25 protein-coding genes are annotated in these 18,447 nt (G+C 49.3%); 17 read left to right on the top strand and 8 right to left on the bottom strand.

Annotated elements, in window-relative coordinates:
- Positions 1 to 55: 55 nt before the first annotated feature.
- The 15 genes from B5F77_RS08030 to B5F77_RS07955 all read left to right on the top strand — a co-directional run bounded on the left by B5F77_RS08030 (position 56) and on the right by B5F77_RS07955 (position 9,822).
- Complete coding sequence (locus B5F77_RS08030) at positions 56 to 469, top strand: DUF4313 domain-containing protein (RefSeq protein ID WP_087329680.1); 414 nt, start codon at positions 56 to 58, stop codon at positions 467 to 469.
- A gap of 125 nt (positions 470 to 594) precedes the next feature.
- Entirely contained in the window at positions 595 to 813 is a 219-nt protein-coding gene (locus B5F77_RS08025; RefSeq protein WP_140392841.1) for a hypothetical protein, read from the top strand.
- 461 nt (positions 814 to 1,274) lie between these two features.
- Positions 1,275 to 1,688, top strand: a complete 414-nt coding sequence (locus B5F77_RS08020) for a single-stranded DNA-binding protein (protein WP_087329676.1) — start codon at positions 1,275 to 1,277, stop codon at positions 1,686 to 1,688.
- Between the two features lie 234 nt (positions 1,689 to 1,922).
- Positions 1,923 to 2,678 (top strand): ParA family protein, encoded by a 756-nt coding sequence (locus B5F77_RS08015; RefSeq protein WP_087329674.1) that lies wholly within the window; start codon positions 1,923 to 1,925, stop codon positions 2,676 to 2,678.
- 7 nt (positions 2,679 to 2,685) lie between these two features.
- Entirely contained in the window at positions 2,686 to 2,940 is a 255-nt protein-coding gene (locus B5F77_RS08010) for a hypothetical protein (RefSeq protein WP_007215995.1), read from the top strand.
- A 22-nt stretch (positions 2,941 to 2,962) separates the two neighbouring features.
- Positions 2,963 to 3,583, top strand: a complete 621-nt coding sequence (locus B5F77_RS08005; protein WP_005807135.1) for a CatA-like O-acetyltransferase, family 2 — start codon at positions 2,963 to 2,965, stop codon at positions 3,581 to 3,583.
- A 2-nt stretch (positions 3,584 to 3,585) separates the two neighbouring features.
- Positions 3,586 to 4,125 (top strand): GNAT family N-acetyltransferase, encoded by a 540-nt coding sequence (locus B5F77_RS08000; RefSeq protein WP_005807134.1) that lies wholly within the window; start codon positions 3,586 to 3,588, stop codon positions 4,123 to 4,125.
- Between the two features lie 20 nt (positions 4,126 to 4,145).
- Complete coding sequence (locus B5F77_RS07995) at positions 4,146 to 4,544, top strand: SRPBCC family protein (protein WP_007215998.1); 399 nt, start codon at positions 4,146 to 4,148, stop codon at positions 4,542 to 4,544.
- A complete protein-coding gene (locus B5F77_RS07990) occupies positions 4,541 to 5,038 on the top strand; it encodes a GNAT family N-acetyltransferase (RefSeq protein WP_005807130.1) in 498 nt (165 codons plus the stop codon). The genes B5F77_RS07995 and B5F77_RS07990 overlap by 4 nt, the downstream gene beginning before the upstream one ends.
- A 392-nt stretch (positions 5,039 to 5,430) precedes the next feature.
- Entirely contained in the window at positions 5,431 to 5,688 is a 258-nt protein-coding gene (locus tag B5F77_RS07980) for a hypothetical protein (protein WP_005807128.1), read from the top strand.
- A 45-nt stretch (positions 5,689 to 5,733) separates the two neighbouring features.
- Positions 5,734 to 7,464, top strand: coding sequence for a ParB/RepB/Spo0J family partition protein (locus B5F77_RS07975; RefSeq protein ID WP_008781600.1), 1,731 nt, complete (start codon positions 5,734 to 5,736; stop codon positions 7,462 to 7,464).
- A gap of 422 nt (positions 7,465 to 7,886) precedes the next feature.
- On the top strand, positions 7,887 to 8,330 hold the full coding sequence (locus tag B5F77_RS07970) for a JAB domain-containing protein (protein ID WP_005807125.1): 444 nt from the start codon (positions 7,887 to 7,889) through the stop codon (positions 8,328 to 8,330).
- A 531-nt stretch (positions 8,331 to 8,861) separates the two neighbouring features.
- Positions 8,862 to 9,140 carry a hypothetical protein gene (locus B5F77_RS07965; RefSeq protein WP_005807124.1) on the top strand — a complete coding sequence of 93 codons (279 nt, stop codon included), beginning with the start codon at positions 8,862 to 8,864 and terminating at the stop codon, positions 9,138 to 9,140.
- 7 nt (positions 9,141 to 9,147) lie between these two features.
- On the top strand, positions 9,148 to 9,420 hold the full coding sequence (locus B5F77_RS07960) for a hypothetical protein (RefSeq protein ID WP_005807122.1): 273 nt from the start codon (positions 9,148 to 9,150) through the stop codon (positions 9,418 to 9,420).
- 33 nt (positions 9,421 to 9,453) lie between these two features.
- Positions 9,454 to 9,822, top strand: a complete 369-nt coding sequence (locus B5F77_RS07955) for a hypothetical protein (protein WP_005807120.1) — start codon at positions 9,454 to 9,456, stop codon at positions 9,820 to 9,822.
- 65 nt (positions 9,823 to 9,887) lie between these two features.
- Here the strand turns inward: B5F77_RS07955 and B5F77_RS07950 are convergent, their stop codons facing one another.
- From B5F77_RS07950 to B5F77_RS07935, 3 genes are all read right to left on the bottom strand, one after another.
- Positions 9,888 to 10,382, bottom strand: a complete 495-nt coding sequence (locus B5F77_RS07950) for a WG repeat-containing protein (protein ID WP_005807119.1) — start codon at positions 10,380 to 10,382, stop codon at positions 9,888 to 9,890.
- Between the two features lie 214 nt (positions 10,383 to 10,596).
- Positions 10,597 to 11,130: a hypothetical protein gene (locus B5F77_RS07940; protein WP_005807116.1), complete on the bottom strand. Its 534-nt coding sequence runs from the start codon at positions 11,128 to 11,130 to the stop codon at positions 10,597 to 10,599.
- Positions 11,127 to 13,313 (bottom strand): type IV secretory system conjugative DNA transfer family protein, encoded by a 2,187-nt coding sequence (locus tag B5F77_RS07935; RefSeq protein WP_005807115.1) that lies wholly within the window; start codon positions 13,311 to 13,313, stop codon positions 11,127 to 11,129. The genes B5F77_RS07940 and B5F77_RS07935 overlap by 4 nt, the downstream gene beginning before the upstream one ends.
- A gap of 151 nt (positions 13,314 to 13,464) precedes the next feature.
- On the opposite strand from B5F77_RS07935, the gene B5F77_RS07930 reads away from it, so the two are divergent.
- Together B5F77_RS07930 and B5F77_RS07925 are read left to right on the top strand one after the other, a co-directional pair.
- The gene (locus B5F77_RS07930) at positions 13,465 to 14,184 is read left to right on the top strand and encodes a DUF6088 family protein (protein WP_005816027.1); all 720 of its coding nucleotides are present in this window, start codon (positions 13,465 to 13,467) and stop codon (positions 14,182 to 14,184) included.
- Positions 14,181 to 15,173, top strand: coding sequence for a nucleotidyl transferase AbiEii/AbiGii toxin family protein (locus tag B5F77_RS07925; RefSeq protein ID WP_005807111.1), 993 nt, complete (start codon positions 14,181 to 14,183; stop codon positions 15,171 to 15,173). Before B5F77_RS07930 ends, B5F77_RS07925 begins: the two co-directional genes overlap by 4 nt.
- Positions 15,174 to 15,221: 48 nt before the next feature.
- On the opposite strand, the gene B5F77_RS07920 is transcribed toward B5F77_RS07925, so the two are convergent.
- From B5F77_RS07920 to B5F77_RS07900, 5 genes are read right to left on the bottom strand one after another with little or no spacing between them, the layout of a single operon-like run.
- Complete coding sequence (locus B5F77_RS07920; protein ID WP_005807109.1) at positions 15,222 to 15,893, bottom strand: DUF1566 domain-containing protein; 672 nt, start codon at positions 15,891 to 15,893, stop codon at positions 15,222 to 15,224.
- A gap of 8 nt (positions 15,894 to 15,901) precedes the next feature.
- A complete protein-coding gene (locus tag B5F77_RS07915; protein ID WP_005807106.1) occupies positions 15,902 to 16,414 on the bottom strand; it encodes a hypothetical protein in 513 nt (170 codons plus the stop codon).
- Positions 16,411 to 17,262, bottom strand: coding sequence for a conjugative transposon protein TraN (gene traN / locus B5F77_RS07910; RefSeq protein WP_032534606.1), 852 nt, complete (start codon positions 17,260 to 17,262; stop codon positions 16,411 to 16,413). Before traN ends, B5F77_RS07915 begins: the two co-directional genes overlap by 4 nt.
- Before the next feature lie 46 nt (positions 17,263 to 17,308).
- Positions 17,309 to 18,088 carry a site-specific DNA-methyltransferase gene (locus tag B5F77_RS07905; RefSeq protein ID WP_005807102.1) on the bottom strand — a complete coding sequence of 260 codons (780 nt, stop codon included), beginning with the start codon at positions 18,086 to 18,088 and terminating at the stop codon, positions 17,309 to 17,311.
- Positions 18,085 to 18,438, bottom strand: coding sequence for a hypothetical protein (locus tag B5F77_RS07900; RefSeq protein WP_008781599.1), 354 nt, complete (start codon positions 18,436 to 18,438; stop codon positions 18,085 to 18,087). The genes B5F77_RS07905 and B5F77_RS07900 overlap by 4 nt, the downstream gene beginning before the upstream one ends.
- Positions 18,439 to 18,447 lie beyond the last annotated feature (9 nt).

Here is an 18,447-nt window from a genome sequence, read left to right as displayed (position 1 = left end):
CTTTAAGGACCGAAAGCAGGGAAAGAAAAAAGTAAACTTAAAAAATGATAGCATTATGGAAAATGAAATCAGAGAAAGGGAAGTGGTTGTTGACGGCAAGACTTTGACGTTGTTACGCAAGGACGGAAAATGGGTTTTTCCGTTTGTCACGTATTATCAGCATGGACTCGGAACACCACTTTGTCTGGCATTGTTGGCGTATGTAGAAGACAGTAACGAATTTGAGTCGGAAGCTGTCATCACGGTCAATCTGCCTGGTGCGGAACGCAGTGCCGGGTGTCAGTTCATCGACACGAACAACAACGGGGAAGAAGTTCTCGACTGGCTCATGCTTTACGGTTTATGTACCCCTACCGGCAGATACGCCGTTTCCGGTTTCTGCAAGTACCCCGAGGTGGATTTTTATCAGAGCGAACGCTTCATGAAGCAGAAAGAGCTTTGCGACAGGTATTTCAACTTTGTTGATTGACAGGCAGGAGAAGGCGGTCATACGGGACTGCCTTCATGGCCTTGCCTGCCAGTGTCCTTTTATATGGATACCTTTCCTGTATTTTCTTCCTTTTATATGCGGCTTTCCCTACCCGAAATTAAGGTATGATGTCTGTGCCGCGGTCCGCCCTCCACTCCAAGGTACGGAAGGCTGTGCCCGATCAACGGCAGTCTGCTTCATACCGCTTCATGCCGGAGCTTCGACCTGTCGAAACAACCGGTATTCCGCTATATGGGCATCCTGCCTGGTTGTTGCTCCGGCACATTCCGCCTTTTGTCCGCAGCTTTCCTTTCCGGGCCGACGGCGTCATGGGCAAACGGTGACACATTCTGCTTGTGCTGTCCGTCGTGTCTCCGGCATGTCACAAGCAGAAAGAGTCCCCATTTTGTTTGCTCGGCAGACCGTTTTTTACCCACCCAAGCCGTCATTCATCACTTTTATAAACATCCCCTTATATATACGGGACGATTCTGCCTTTTATATCTGTATCGGGATTACCTTCTCTCGTCATTCCTTGCCTGCCGCCGCGTAGGCTTTATCAGGTGCGAATGTAGGCTGTCGCGCCTGATTCTTCCGTTTTGAAGTGCATTTTGAAGGAAAATCTTCCTTGCCGGGCAAGAGTATTTTGCTTCAAAAAACGTCGAATGGGCTGTACCGACATCCTTGTCATGCACCATAAAACCCCAAGGCGGTCCGGCAGAAAGGATCCGACCAGAGGGAAGAAAAAAACAAAGTCACAGGTAATGGCAGGACTAACCACCTTGCCGCAAAACATTTTCAAATTATGCTATACATTCACACTATCGGTCGCATCGGAAAGGATTGTCAGGTTATCGAGGGTACACACGGTTCGTTTATTGCTTTTGACATGGCAGTAGATGACTTCTCGCACGGAAACGCCGTTACCACATGGGTAAGGGTACGCAGCAACAAGGAAAACCATATCCGCCTCTCCGAATACCTCACCAAAGGGCGCATGGTCCTTGTCGGGGGAACATTGTCAACTTCACTGTGGAAGGACAAAAACGGCGACAGCCAGATCCAGCTCTCCATCACGGCGGATGCCCTGGAGTTCATCAATACCGGTAAGCGGGAAGGTACAACCTCCGAAGCCGACTGCCAAGCCGCAGCTGCCGATAACGCACCAGTTCCTCCGGCGGACATGCCACAGGACGGGGAGGAAGACCTTCCGTTCTGACATCTTCCGGAAAACGGTCACGGATGTAGTATTTACTAATTGTAGTAATTTAGGAGATTAGTAAATCCCGGGTTACGAAAAATAGTAGATACTACATTTAGTGGCTAAGTCTTTTAGTAGAGTAGTAAATACTACGATACTAAAATATGTTATAGTAGTAAAATAGTAAATACTAATTGTAGTGAAGACTAAAAATAGTATTATCTTTGTACCAGAACATTAAGACTCTGAATCATGACAAAAATTATAGCAGTTCTGAATCATAAAGGTGGGGTCGGAAAGACAACCACTACCATAAATCTCGCTGCCGCACTGCAGCTGAAGAAAAAACGTGTGCTCCTGATCGACATGGACGGTCAGGCAAACCTCACGGAATCCTGCGGCCTGTCCATCGAGGAAGAACAGACCGTGTACGGGGCGATGAAGGGCGAATACCCTTTGCCGCTGGTCGAACTGAACAACGGCCTTGCCATTGTTCCCTCATGCCTTGACCTGTCGGCTGCCGAATCGGAACTTATCAACGAACCTGGCCGGGAACTGATACTGAAAGGGCTGATTGCGAAGCTGCTTGACAGCCGGAAATTCGACTATATACTGATTGACTGTCCGCCATCGCTGGGACTGCTCACGCTCAATGCTCTTACCGCGGCGGACTTCCTGATTATCCCGGTCCAGGCACAGTTCCTCGCCATGCGCGGTATGGCAAAGATTACTAATGTGGTTGAAATCGTCAGGCAACGCCTGAATCCGGGACTGAGCATCGGAGGTATCGTGATCACCCAGTTCGACAAGCGCAAGACGCTTAACAAAAGCGTGTCCGAGCTCATCAACGATTCTTTCTGCGACAAGGTGTTCAAGACCGTCATCCGGGACAACGTGGCTCTGGCGGAAGCCCCTATCAAGGGTCTGAACATTTTCGAGTATAACAAAAACAGCAACGGGGCCAAGGATTATATGGACTTGGCGCTGGAGGTACTGAAACTAAAGTAAAAACAATATGGGCAAAAGCGATTTATTGAAAGACGGTATGAAAAGCGGCCTTGACGGGCTGCTTTCATCAACCAAAAAATCCCCGCAGAAAAAAGAAACGGCTCCGGCCAAGGCGGAAAAGGAACCAGCGGTGCATTGCAACTTCGTCATTAACAAGAGCATTCATACCAGGATGAAATACCTGGCCATCGAAAAGAACATGTCTCTCCGTGACATCGTCAACGAGGCCATGAGAGAATATCTGGAGAAGCATGAAAAATGATTGAAAATTTGAAAGACGCACTATGAGAGAAATAAATCCCAAAGAAACCACCCGTGCATACGCATTTGAGCTTTGGATGAAAGCCCCGATGCCGATGGTTACATTTTTCAAGACTTTGGATGTCAGTCGTCTTGTCAAAATCAGCAAAAAGTCAGGTATGAAATTCAATATGCTGATGTGCTGGTGCATCGGCAAGGCGGCAAGCGGTATCAAGGAATTTTATATGCTGCCTGTCGGAGACAAATTGATGCAATATGATGCCATTGCGGTTAATACCATTGTTATGAACAAGGACAATGAGGTCAGTTCATGCGATGTGCCCTTTTCTGATGATTTGCAGCTATTCAATGAAGATTATCTGAAATTGACAACGGAAGTAGCACAAAGCTGTGAGAACCACGACTTGACTGAAAGCATGGTAATAGGAACTTCCGCACTGGCCCAATATGAAATTGACGGTGCGGTAGGTATGTACAGCGGTATCTTCAACAATCCGTTTATAATATGGGGCAAGTACCGTAAGGGGTTCTTCAGGACGACACTGACGGTTTCATTCCAATTCCATCACACTCAAATGGATGGGGCACATGCTGCAAAGTTCCTGGATCGCTTGCAGCAGGAAATCAATAAATTACTTGTATAGCGATGAATATGGAAACACAAAGATTGATACTTCGTCCCTGGACAGAAAACGATGCAGAGTCTCTTTATAATTATGCCAAAGATCCTGCTATCGGCCCCATTGCCGGGTGGCCTCCTCATACATCTGTGGAAAACAGCAGAGAAATAATACGCGATATCCTTTCTGCACCCGAGACATACGCTGTAGTATTGAAAGAAACCAATGAACCGATAGGCAGTGTCGGAATTATGTTCGCTGATGGCGTACACAGTGCGGATATGCAGGATGGAGATGCAGAAATAGGATATTGGATAGGTGTTCCTTATTGGGGACAGGGACTTATACCGGAAGCCGTACAACGTTTGTTGAAGCGTTGCTTCGTCGAACTTGATGTGAAACGGGTCTGGTGTGGACATTATGACGGAAACATCAAATCCCGCAGGGTAATGGAAAAATGTGGATTCAAGTACCATCACACAGAAGAAGGAAAGACTTCTCCGTTAGGAGATATCCGTACAGAACATTTTACTTTGCTTACCAGAGAGGACTGGAAAAAACGGTAAGAGAAATATAAAAATGTCCCATGATAAGAACTACGATAAAATCATTTATACAGGCTGATTTGGAATCTGTCTGGCATTCTGTCACTTCACTTTACGACTATTCATGGCGAAGTGACATAAAGGACATAGAAGTTTCCGACGAGCGCCATTTCAGGGAGATAAGTAATGAAGGCTATGTCACCTGTTTTACTGTTACTGTTATAGAGCCTTTTCTAAAATATTCATTTCTTATGGATAATGTGAACTTTTCCGGGGAGTGGACGGGACATTTCAGACAGGCTGAAAATGGAACGGAAGTGATTTTTACAGAGTCAATTAACCTAAAGAAATGGTGGTTATATCCTTTTGCATTGTTGTATTTGAAATTACAGCAGAAACGGTATATAGCTGACCTGAAAAGAAAATGTGAACAAGAATGAACGGATCGGCCAAGTATATAATACGCCATTTGCAAGGTAGTGAGAACCATTTGCTAAGAGAATTTCTTTACGAAGCGATTTATATCCCTGAAGGAGTCAAACCGCCCTCAAAGGACGTGGTGGATTTACCTGAACTGAAACTGTATATTGAGGACTTCGGAAAGAAAAAAGATGACTTTTGTCTGGTCGCAGACTGTGAAGGGAAAGTGGTCGGTGCAGTATGGGTACGTATTATGAATGATTACGGACATGTGGATGACAGGACCCCATCGCTCTCCATATCCCTATATAAGGAATACAGGAGTAAAGGCATAGGAAGCCATCTTATGCGTGAAATGTTTCGATTACTTGAGAGCAAAGGATATAGTCGCGTCTCTCTGTCCGTACAAAAGGCGAACTATGCCGTCCGAATGTATCTAAAACTTGGATTTAAGATCATCCATGAGACTGAAGAGGAGTTTGTCATGCTTAAAGATCTCTCACTATCCTACTAAAGACGGACAACCTCTTATATATGTCATCTTCTTCAAGAAGACATCTCCCTATTATATTATAGATTACCGGTAAATTATCGGTAATCTTTTTCTTTTATAGTTCCATAGAACATTTCTTTTATAATTCATCTTTTACCGCTTTCCGGCTTCATTCCCGCCGCACCGGCCTTGGTTTTATCAGATGCAAAGGTCTGCTGTCGCGCTTGATCCTCCGGCTTGAAGTGCATTTCCTGCAAATTCTTCCTTTCTGTGAAAGAGTAATTGGCAGGAAAAGCCGTCGTATGAAGCTGTACCGACAGCTGTAAACCGCATCCATAAAACCCCAAGGCGGTTCAAACGGGAAAAGAACCGACCAGAGGGAAATAAAAAAACAATTCAAAATTGACATCGACATGGATAAAATAAGATTGGTAGTTTACAACGAATATGCACTGGGCTATATCATGCCCCAACAACCCGACAAGGTTTGCACATTGGCAGACAGGACTACGCTCGGCGCACCGTTCCGGACAATGCTTGAACCCTATTTCATCGGAAAGAACGATACCGTAAGGCTGGCCGGCAGGAAAGACTTCGACACGTTCCGGCTATCGTTCGGGGGGTACGACAATACGCAAATGTACGAGTATGACACCAACCAACAGGAATAGCAGTAATCAGAAAATCAATGTATAACAAATCAAAATTTATGAATTATGGAAACAATGAACATTCAATCAGTAGCAGAGAAGAACATCGTATCAGTAGTTTTGGCAGATATTCAGCCGAGTAACTATAACCCACGCAAGAATTTTGATGTAGCAAGCCTTGCGGAATTGGCGGAAAGCATCCGTCAGCAGGGCGTCCTCCAGCCTATCGGGGTGCGTCCCATTGCGGAGAACCGCTTTGAAATCATATTCGGGGAACGCAGGTATCGTGCCTCACTCATGGCAGGACTGGAAGAAATTCCGGCAATCGTTCTGAATGTTTCGGACGAGACCGCCGAAGAAATGGCGGTGACGGAAAACCTGCAACGCAAGGATGTAACCCCTATCGAGGAAGCAAACGCCTATCAGAGGCTGATAGAAAGCGGACGGCACGACATTCAGTCTTTGGCCATGCAGTTCGGCAAGAACGAGACCTATATCCGCACCCGACTGAAGTTCGTCTCCCTTATCCCCGAAATAGCAGAATTGTTGGAAAAGGATGAAATCACTATCAGCGTGGCAAGCGAAATTTGCCGATATGGCGAGGACATCCAGAGAGAGGTTTTCGACAAGCACTTGAAAGAGGGTATCATGTTTGGCAGTTGGCGAGGCATGAAAGCGACCGAGGTGGCAAAGAACATCGAGCGCCACTTCACGACAGACCTTGAACGCTACAACTTTGACAAGACCCTTTGCCTGTCATGCCCCCATAATACCAACAACATGACATTGTTCTGTGAGGGAACATGCGGAAAATGCGCCAACAAAGGCTGTCTTGATGAAATGAATGCCGCATTTTTGACGGAAAAGGCAATAGAGACCATTAAGGCTTATCCTGCACTATCTCTAAGCCATGACGCATATTGCTATAATGCGGATGCGGTTAATCGCCTCAAGGAAATGGGCTATGAGGTTGTGGCACTGCAATGCAGATACAAAGACTACCCGACACTTCCCGAAGAGCCTGAAGCCGGAGAATATGATACGGAAGACGAATATAAGGAAGCCAAGGTTGAGTATGAGCAGGATATGAACGATTATATGGAAGAGGGCAAGGAACTTGTACGCAGGGCAGAAGTAGGCGAAATATCGCTCTTCGCACGGATTGGGAACGAAGACATTGTCAAATGTTATGTGGAGAATTCCATGATGAATGCCGTCAGTGGACAACAGGCAGGACAGGAACAGCTTTCCCCGATTGAAAAACTGGACAAGCAGGACAAGCGAAACAAGGAGATTGCCAGGGAAAAGACCGTGGAAGATACCAAAAAACAGATTTTGGAAGTGGATATGACCGAAACCAAGTTCGGGGCTGACGAAGAAAAGATGATTTATTTCTTCCTGCTTTCATCGTTGAGAAAGGAACACTTTGCCGCCGTTGGCATAGAGGGAGAACATTCGCCCTATCTGTCCAACGAGGACAAGACAAATATTGTGGCCAATCTTACCCCAAAGGCAAAAGCCGTCATCCGCAGGGATTTCCTGATTGAGAATTTCAAGAACGCATACGGAAGCAACGCCATAGCCGACATGTTGCTTGAATTTGCAGGAAAACACATGCCGGAAAGACTTGCCGACATCGAGAACGGACATAATGAAGTTTACGAAAAAAGACATCAGCGCATCGAAGAAAAGAAAGCCGTCCTTTTGGTGCAGGAACAGGCCAAACAGGAAGCAGAGCAGACTGAAACCGATGCGGACAACGAAAAACAACCTCAATCCCAAGAGGTTGCTGCTTGACCATAATTCATAGTTGATTTCAGATGCAGGGCGGAGAAATCCGTCCTGCTTTTCTGTTGAGTGCCGGAGGCAGACCGGCGCCGCCTGACCTTTTTTATACACCTCCCTGTCTTTCGGCAGTCTCCGTCTGCTGAAACAGTACGGACCGGGTTCTGGCTGATTCCTACAGGCCGCACGGGCGGTCTTCCGTCATCGGCCGGCCCGGATAACCTTTATAGCCGGACCTCTTATAATACCCCGGTAGTCTCAACATTTGTTTTCAGCGAAGTTACAGCATCTTTCCGGACAAACGCAAGATCCGGGTGAATTTGGGAAACAATCTCCAATCCTGCGGATAGTATTCTTTCCCAAAATCTTGCACGAAGTCCAGACAGAGCTGTGCACGGGCGAAAAAAATTGTTTCACCTTAAATCTTCGTTATTATGAATACATTTTCTTTCCCTCAGATTTCAGTAAATTACAAGGATGCCGATGCTGCAAAACGTACCTTGGTAAACTCCTCCAGAGTGAGCTACGACATCTTCAAGGAGGCATACGATGAATGTATGCAGCATCATGAGGAATGCTGGGTGATGTTCCTCAATCAAGCCAACAGGCTTCTCGGACTCTCCTGCATATCAAAATGCGGCATCAGCCAGACCGTTGTGGATGTCCGTATCATCCTGCAGACGGCTCTTCTGGCCCATGCCTCGGGCATAATCCTCAGCCACAACCACCCGTCAGGCAACATGGTGGCCAGCTCCAGTGACAATGCCATCACAAGCAAACTCAAGAAAGCCTGCGAAATCCTTGACATCACTCTCCTTGACCATATCATCCTCTCGGATACAGGCTATCTGAGCTACGCGGACGAAGGGATGCTTTGACAGCATCTCTTTTCACGGCAAATCCCGTTATACTGCCGCCCTCATGTGCGCCAGGCGGAGACTGTTATAAAACCTTCATGCACGACGGCAGCCCTGGGCTGCTGTAAGCACTCCGGTCCGGATCTGTGGCTGATGACGGAATCCGGCACGGGCCGTATTCTGCCATCGGCCGCTCCGGGAACCTTTATAGCGGCACCTGTTTTAACGCCGTCCGTCATAAGCCCCCGCCACCACCCTTATCCCTTTCTATTTTCCCTCTTGTATTGACATGAGAGTCATTTCTTCTTTCGTCGTCCTTCCCGTCGCCGCGTGGACTTTACTGGTGCGAATGTAGGCGGTCGAGCCTGTTCCCTCCGTTTTGAAGTGCATTTCCTGCAAATTCTTCCTTTCTCTGAAAGAGTAATTGGCAGGAAAAAACATCGGGAGAGGCTTTGACGACCGTCTCTCGATGCACCGTAAATCCCGAAGCGGCTCCTCCGAAAAGGAGGCCGAACAGAGGGAAGAAAAACAAAATCGTTAAATATCAGAATTATGGACAAGGACATCAAAGAAAGCAGAGAGTACCGTCTCGCTAAAGACTGGGAAATGGCAGTCAACAATTACAGTTTCAATCCGGCTCGATTTGCAGCAGCAATACCGACCATGCACCCGACACTGCAGCAAAGCCTGTATAGGTTGATTAAAGAGTGCATCAAGGTTATGGCGGATGACAGCCGCAGGTACGACGAACGCAATATGGCTTCGCACGAGGAAGCGAAATGTATCATGGAGTACCTGAAAGAACACGGGAGAAACATACCATTAAAGTGATAGACCGATGAAAAAGAAAGAGGTGGAATTTGCCGGCAGAACTTATTCTTGCCGTGTGGTGAAATCAAATGAAGGTGAAGAACTCCTTATCGGCTCAACAGGTTTGCTTGACGCACTCCAGCCCGGTAGTTTCGACAGCGAGAACGAGGGCTTTGCGAGTAAGGAGGCTGAGAAATTATACGATGAGATTTTTTTCTTCACCGATGCCGGAAGTCTTGAGCTGCCGGATGACGAGCTGGTTGAGATGCTGAAAGAAGACAACCCGGAATGGTTTGAATAAAATGAATATATAAATCTATTAAAAATCAAGATTATGGATAAAGAGTATGTAATGAGAGTGGCTGCGACAATTCGCGAACAGCTGGTAACGATGACCGACACGCCGGTCCTTATGTCATGGGGCATCGGGGAGTTTATGGCAACAGTATTCAATGACCTGCCGGGACTGAAATTCCATGTAAACGGAAGACTCTTCCAAGGGGAAGTGCTGATCTGTCTGAACGGCTCGGACTATTATGAAGTATATCTCCGGAACGGGACAGACATAGAGTGCCTCAGTGACGAAGTCTGCTTCGATGAACTGGGAGAACTGATAGACCGCCATATTGAAAGCGGAACTGACAAAGAGGAATATGCACGCTTCTGTGAACAGGCAGCCATGTCATTCGGATTTGGCAATTGAGGAAGTACTGTACTTATAGGCTAACCCCGAAGGCTCGCATCTGAACCTCCGGGGTTATTGCTGTGTTATGGATGTGTTTTGTCCTTGTCTGTATCTTGATTCTCACACCGGTTCCCTTGTTTGTCAATGTAGTACCAGTCATCACTTTCCCAATACCAGTGCTCGCTGCCGGAGCCTGCCACCTCTTTCCGTTCCCCCGAATCGGTGACTTTCGCCTTGCCACCCTCGAATGGATAGCCGAAGGCAAAACGAGGACGGATGACGGTCTTGCCTGTCTCGTCTGCGTAACCGATACGCCCTTTCCGGTCCACTATGCGGTACAGTCCTTCACTTACATAGTCGTCTCCGTTGTCATATTGAAACGCTGCATAATGTCTTGCACTGCCGCAACTGCACAGCAGCAATACGGCACTCAGATAAATGATAATCTTGTTCATGATGCGGGTTGTTTTCATTTGATAATCTGTATTTGTTAATGTCAAGGCAGCAGGAACTGCATGTTGAAACGGCAGAACAGCATCCTTCTTTCCCTGATTATATTCATGTCTTCTTTTCTCCATATTCCATTCAATGATACCAAGTAAAAAGCCAGAAGATTAAACACAAATCAATCAGCCACAGACCAAGCGGCAATAGTAACTGAAGCCAGAAATATTTTTTATCCTTTTTTTCAGGATATCGGCGGTAATAGGCTTGTTCTCTCGCTTTTGTGAAATATTTCTTTTCTATCCTGGAAAATTGACGGAAATACACCGAAAGATTCTCCCTTCTTTTTTACTCTTCAAAAAGCAGCAGATATTCCACCTTCCTTCTCCGCTCGATGCTCGGAACTACCTTGCCTTTATAGCAGCGGAAGGAAATGTACTCCTTGTAAATATCCCTGTTTCCGGCTTCCAGTTTTTGTATCAGCTTGCTTTTGGGAAAGTCTTTGCTACCTAAAAGCCGGTACGGGCCTACCTGGTAGGCAAGACACGAGAGCAACGTAGAATCACGCCCGAATCTGCTGAACAGACGGCAAAGTTTCATCATGTCCGCTCGCAGGATGGAGTCTCCCTGAGCTTTTGTGATGTCGTTGGTAAAACTCTCTCCGGGAAGAACCTTATGACCCCATCCCACATAGGGCCAATGTTTTTTCTCACCATGCCAACCCTCATAGTATTTCGTGCATCTGATTGCCCTCTCCAGCGGTGGCAGCTTGTATATGGACAGTTGGGCAGTTCCCGTTTCTGTCCCATGCCTTTCCTTCCCATAGACTGTTGCCACTGCAGATACCAGCAGTATGATGACAAACATCCTTACGTGCTTCATTTCGCACCCCGTTTGTTCAACACATCCTTGATCATCTCCTTCACGTCCTGACCCACCTGCACGAAGTTCTTGTACAGGATGCGTTCCCGTTCCTCCCTCGATTTGAAGGTGTAGAATCTCGGCAGCGGCACATACGCGGCTTCCTCTTTCTTTATCTCTCCCATATCGAAGTCCGTCTTGCAGAAAAACTTTGTGGTCTTGAACTCTTCCGACTCCTGAATGTTCATCGAGCCGCCTACGCCGGTCTTGGTTTTCACGAAGTCCCTCGCTGTCTGCCCGCATATCCATCCCGTTGCCATATCGGAAATCTTTGATGCCGGCACCAGACTGTCCATGTTCTCGTTCAGGTTAATGCTGGTCTTGTCACGGTCAATGGTCACGCCCTTCTTCACTTGCACGACCTTACCGAAAATGTCATTCGACAGCCATTCCAGTGTCTCTTTCGAGCGGGCCGAACCGCTGACCACGTTACCCACGGTCGTGATGATCTTCTGCATACCTACCTTGCCGTAGTCGGCCTCCAGCTGCGGCAGCTCCTGGAATCCCAAGGTCACGCTCACCTTGTTGCTTCGGGCAGTTCCTATCAGTCGGTCTATCTTGTGGAAATACAGCGTCGGCAGCTCGTCCACGATGATGCTCACCGGGATGTTCTTCCCTTGGCCCGTATTCACTCGGGTGACAAGACGGTTCAGGATAAGGGCGTTCAGCGCACCGATAATGCTCTCCATCTCCGGGTCGTTGGCGATGAGCAGGTAGCTCGGGTTCTTCGGATCGCTCACCTTCAGGTCAAAGTCATCCCCGTCACGGTGGAATATCCAGTACGATTCCTTGGTCGCCAGACGGGACGTATAGACACGCAGCGTACCGATCATACCTTCCAACTGCTCCATGGCCTTGTTCCTGAAGGCAGTCTGGAACGGCCCGAGCAGCGGTGCCACCTCGTTGTCAGTCTCCAGTACCTCAAAGATGGTCTGATAACTTTCGTTCAGGAACGATAATATGTGCGGCATGTCCGAATACTTTCCCAGCCAGTAGGCCGGCTCCACGATGTTGCCGCCCTCTTTGTCACGCACGACTCCGGTCGGCTTCCAGAATTTGGTTTCCGGGTCCTGACGTTTCTCCGCATACAGCATGTTTCCGTCCTTGTCATACGGCTCCCGTTCGTAATTGACAAAGAAATAGATGCAGGCAGCAAGGAAGTTCACAGCGGATGTCTGGAAAAACTGGTCGCTTCCGCCGCCACCTTCCTTCTTGCCCTTCTGCAATGACTCGAGCAGGGTTTCCGCCGTCTCACTGGCTGCCGCCAGGTTGTTGATGTATTTTGCCTGAATAGGATTGACACGACGGCTGTATTCCACGTCCACGAAGTTGATCATGTTGAACTTGCACCCCTTGGGAACTCTTCCAAGTTTCTCGTTCAGCTTGTAATGGTAGTAAAGTTTCGTGGCAAGTGTCGGGAATTTATAGTCATATACAACCATGGCAAACCCCTTGGCACTGTGCTGACGGATGAACGGTTCAATGATACTGAATGTTTTACCCGAGCCGGGAGTTCCCACGACCCACGTCCCGCGGAAAGGGTTGCTGATACTGACCCATCCCTTGCGGAACTTCCCCTTGTAATAGTAGCGCATCGGGATATTCACGCTGTATTTGTTCTCCTGAATCTCTTCGCTCTGCTCGAAACTCTCGTTCTCGAAGTTGAAGCGGTCCTTCATCAGGCCCTCCTTGATGAACTTGGAGATATTGTCCAGGGCTATATGTACCAGTATCACTCCCACGAGCGAAGCCGCCATGTATAGGATACGGTTCAGCGGCAGCGTATAGAGCCGCATTTCCATCGGATGTCCGAACAGCCATACGGACAGGACAAGCAGAAGCAGTCCGCCGGTCAGGGGAAAAATCACCTGCTTGCGGGCGTTGAACTCCAGATGCTTCTTGTTCCTCGTACCGATACAGGTGATGCAGATCAGCAGTATCGTGGCTATCTTGCTGTACACGAGATGGCCGTCCTGATAGATCGTCCATCGCTTGATACGTCCGTGGATGTCAGTCAGTATGCCGCCCCACTGGTCGAATACTGCCGGGTCAATGGCATACTCGAAGAACTCCAGCAGAACCGACACATAGACGACTGCACGGAATATCTTGTAGAATCCTTGTAACTCTTTGCTTTCTTCCATTTTTTATAGCTTTTTTATTGGGTTGTGGTTCTGATCGCCTCGGATATTGTTGGACTTGATTATTTTGATTCAGACGAAAATAAATGTCATGTTTTTGCAGTAAAAAACAAGACTTTTCTTATATTTGCATCCGGAACAAAACGATTCGATTATGGTGATTACTAAACAGGTACAGGAAATACTGGACGCCACGCCTCCGGGCAAGGTGCTTACCATTGCCGATTTCAATGTGCTGCCGGAGTACCAGCCTGCGTTGGTCAAGGCACTCAGCCGTCTGGTGGCAGAAGGCTCTATCTGCAAGATTGCCAAAGGACGGTACTACAAGCCTAAACAGACGGTGTTCGGCACATTGAAGCCTCCGGTGGCAGAGGTGGTCAAGGACCTTCTGGAACGTAACGGCAAGCCAATCGGCTATATGACCGGTACGGCAGCATTTGCGCAGTTGGGGTTGACGACACAGATCACATCGGCCATTACGATAGGCACGAACAAATACCGCCGGCCTATGAAACGGGGCGAATACAGCGTGTCCTTCCTTGTACAGCCTAATGCAATCACACGGGAGAACATTCCTCTGCTGCTGATCCTTGACGCGCTCAAATTGCTCCGTGAGATTCCGGCAACATCACCTGACGATTGTGTGCGGGGCGTTGCTCGGCTGATAGCCGCTCTGTCCGAAGGCGATCTGGAGAAACTGGCGGACCTGGCCGAAAATTACCAGCCGTATGTCCGGGCATTGCTGGGTGCCATTCTGGACAGTCTTGGAGCTGACACCCGACAATTGCGTGCGACACTCAATGGGGTCACGACCTACAAACTTCCTGTCACCGCACAGGCTTTACCCACCAAATTAAAATGGAACATCGTATGAGACTACACGAGAATCAGCAACTGTTTGCCGATGCCATAGAAGCGGCTGCACGTCCGGTACAGGACGGCGGACTCGGCATCAAGAGTATCTTTATCGAGAAAGACTATTGGATCTGTCGTTCGCTGTCGCTTATGGCTACCGGAGACAAGGATAATCGTGCCATTTTCAAGGGCGGAACTTCCCTGACCAAGGCCTACGGCATCGGGGCACGTTTCTCCGAGGACATTGACGTGGCCATCGCCGAAGCATGGACACTGAGCGGAAACCAGCTAAAGAACCTCATACGCCGTACATCGAAGAATATGACAGCCGGACTGGAGGAACTGGTCATCCCCGGCATGACAAGCAAGGGATCGCATTACCACAAGGCGTTTTACACCTATCCACGGGCCATAGATACGGAACAGGTCGGAGCAATCCGGGCTGGGCAACTCCTGGTAGAAATCAACAGTTTTGCCAATCCATATCCTTTCGAGCGGCGTTCTCTCTGCAGTTTCCTGACAGAGTTCCTGCAGGCTACCGGCAACAACCGTATGATAGAGGAATACGGGATGCAGCCGTTCGAGGTCAATGTGCTTGACCGTCGCCGCACGCTGACCGAGAAATTGGTGTCACTCATCCGATGCTCGCTGGCCAATCTGTATATGCCGCAGTTGACGGCCAAAATCCGTCATTTCTACGATCTGCATCATCTGCTGAAAGATGAAGAGTGCCTCACGTATCTTCATAGCGATGCTTTCCCCGAAGATTTCAGGTCACTGCTCGAACACGACCGGCAGAGCTTTGACAAGCCCGAAGGCTGGCGTGACCGGCGACTGGAGGAGTCCCCGTTGATGACAGATCTGCCGCAGGTTTGGGGCAACTTGCAGACAGTTTACATGGGTGAACTCCCGGATTTGGCATATCGTGCCATTCCGGCCCCCTCGGATGTCGAGGAAAGCATACGTCGCTTGATGGCATTACTGCGTGAATTCGGCTCTGGTTTGTAATCGTATGTTGTCCAACAATGTCAAAGAACGCAATCGTATATCTCTGGTTTACCGGTTGATGGTTATAATCGGGCGTACCTTGTGCGCCTGTGTCTTGGGTGTTTCCTGTATGGCTCCGCTGCCCATCGAGTAAAGCCAGGCTTTTGCCGTTTCCTGTTCGGCCACTTCCGTGGATGTCCAGTACCAGCAGTCGCCGTCGGTCAGGGGCAACGGATCGCCCCCGCACTGTTCGATGACAGGATTTACCGTTTCCCGGATAGTATATAGCAGACGCATCTGTGCCACCGACGGAACGTATGCGCTCTGCCCGTAACACCAGAGGTCAAAGACCGCTTCCGCCATCGGCGAAGCCGTTTCCTTCGTTTCATATAGAGCGAATGTATTGGCATTGCCGTCATGTGCCGCGAGGTCCGCAGATGTGCCTTGGGCAATACCGAGGCTGTCGGCAAATGCCTGCGGGGTGATGTCCCACAGGTAAACCGCGTAGCCGTTTCCTTCCGCACCCTCATGCTGCCGGGTGTCGAACACGACGGCCACAGCCTTTTTCCCGGATTGCTGGTATTCCGTGTAGGACAAGGCCGTTCCGTCCTCGCACAGGACATGTCCCGGGCGGACAGCCGTGTCCGGTACGTCTATATGCGCGTCACAACCTGTCACGGCGACTGCTGCGACAAGTACCGGTACGAACCGGCTCACCTTTCTGAAAATGTTCTGTTTCATCTTTTCCCTTATTTTATCGGTAGTTTCACACCAAGGGCTACACCTACCCGAAGCAGATCCGCGCCCTTTATCATCAAATCACTCTTCGCCTGCCAGTACAGCGTCCATCCGGACCGCAGCACGTAATTGTGCTCGTAACCGAAATGCAGGCCGCCCAGGAACTTCTTCGTGTCGCTTCCTGCCGAAGCTCCTATACGCAGGTTGCCGTAATGATTGCGGCCCCGTACCACGCAAGGCTTGTATGCCACGCCAAAGCCATAGGTGCGGTAGTTGCGCCAGAAGGATTCCGGACAGATATGGCCGCACGGGCCGCATTCGGCCCACTGCAGGTAGCCGTTGGCAAAGAACTCCCACGCGTGCCGGTAGTTCATTTCATGTTCGTATGAAAACGTCACGTCCATACCGTTCCTGTAAAGCAGCCCGACCCCCAGTGAAAGACGGCCGCTGTTGCGTTGTGCGTTCGCGCTGAAGGCAAGGCACATGCAGGCAAACATCAGAATCAGAGTCTTTCTCATAATCATTCCTCCTCCAGCAGGTCAGCGTTAAACGAATCGGCAGACAACACATCCTCATAATCGATGTTCAGGCTGATATTGCGGCCGCTGATTTGCTTTTCCGTCATTTCGACAGTCAGCAGCTTGTCGTTCGGGAAGGTCATCTTCTTGATGACAAGCACATTCCTGTAACCATGTCGGAATGTCTTTCCCGGTTCCAGTATCATCGCCGGAGTAAGCTCGATAGTCTGGGCGTTGGTGGCCTTGGCGAGTTTCTTGTCAACGAGCTTTACCCTGATCTCATCGATGTCGAAACGGATGTTCGTCTTGTTCTCTATGGAAAAGTCTATGAAGAAGTAGTCCCCGACAGAGTATATGTTGTTCAGGCGCATCACCATACGGTGTGCCTTGGTGGCCACATTCCTGATTCTCGCCGGAGAGTTCCAGATCCGTCTGGCAAAGCGTGTCATCTCGGCGGTTGACATCGATACTGCCGGGTTGTTGTAGGCGTTGCGCTCGTGAGGGAGTATCTCCTTGTCCGTTACGGCTTCCTTAAGCCGTGTGGTGTAAACCAGCGCGTATTGCGTGCGGTAGCGTTCCGTGATGACGGTCACGATGGCAATCACCTCGCCGTCCTCGTGTCCGGCTTCCTTGGGTTTCAGCCGTACAATGTTGTCCAAAGGCTGGTCGCCAACCACCTTGTCGGTGGAAATGTCCACCATGCGTACCGGCTCCGATGCCGTGATGACGGTCGTCACCTGTTCGTTGACCGTCAGTTGTTCCATTTCCTCGTAGGTCGTCTGCGCCTGTGCATTCCGCGTTCCCAGCAGTCCGGCTGTCAGAAGAAATACCGTTCCGATTTTCTTGAGATTCATATTCATGTCGTTGATTGTTTATATTCCATTTGTTTTTCTTTTACCCTTATGTCGTCGTATGTATTCGCTCCAGTTCTTCCCGGATACGGAGTTCGGCGATGTCGCAGTACTCCTTCACGGTCTCGAATCCGATATAGTGCCGTCCCGAACGGATTGCGGCAATGGCAGTCGTTCCGGACCCGATGCAGTTGTCCAGCACGGTGTCCCCCTCGTCGGTGTAGGTGCGTATCAGGTACTCGACCAGTGCCACAGGCTTCTGGGTCGGATGATAGAATGCCCCTGTCTTGTGTTCTTTCGGGATGAAAATGACCGATGTCGGATATTTGTTGTCCGCCATGCGTACCGGTACCAGCTTCATCTCCCCGTAGCACCGGTTCGTGAAACTGCCTTCCGTCATGCTGCGTCCATGGTTTCTCCTTTCGGGAGGGCACGGTGTCATCTGCGGATGATACACGGGCTGCTTCATGTAGAACACCAGAATGTCCTCATGCTGGCGCAACGGCATCCGGTTGGCATTGAGATGGCCCGTAACACGGTCCTTCTGCCATACGAGGTTATAACGCCAGATTCCCGGTTGGGAAAGCATGAGATGCGCGGAGAAGATTCCCTGGGCGAACAGGATGATCGGACTGTCCGGCTTGATAATCCTACGGTACTGCTCCCACAGCGGACCAAGGGGTATCTGCCTGTCCCAACATGCTGACCGGTTGCCGCGGTTCAATACACCGTAAGGCAGGTCGGCGATGATGGCATCGACGCTTCCCTCCGGCATACGGCTCATGCCTTCCAGGCAGTCCATGTTGTATATCTTGTCCGTCTCTATCATATCGCGTTGTTTTTCGGCCCTCCAAGCTGCAGGGCACTCGCCCAAGTACAACGTCCCTTCCGGTTTTCCCGGACCTCACACTCCCAGAAGGTATTCATCTCCGCGTGCTTGAAATTGACCGCACCGTCTCCCGGCCCGTAAAAGCCAGTGTATTTCTGGAAGGCGAACAAGGCGATTCTCCGCCCGTCCTCTGCCAGAAAGTTGCATATCAGGGCGAAGCGTCCACCTTTCTGCCACCATTGGGTACTCACGAGTTGCCCGACGAATGTTTCGGCCTTGTCGGGAGCGAGGAAGTCATCGTAGTAAAAGCCGTCCGTTCCCTCATGTAGTTTTGAAATATCTGTTTCCATTGTCTCGAA

The sequence above is a fragment of the Parabacteroides sp. An277 genome (assembly GCF_002159645.1).
Lineage (GTDB): Bacteria > Bacteroidota > Bacteroidia > Bacteroidales > Tannerellaceae > Parabacteroides.
The sequence above is the reverse complement of the archived record's forward strand: the minus strand, read 5'-3'. Positions and strand labels throughout refer to the sequence as shown.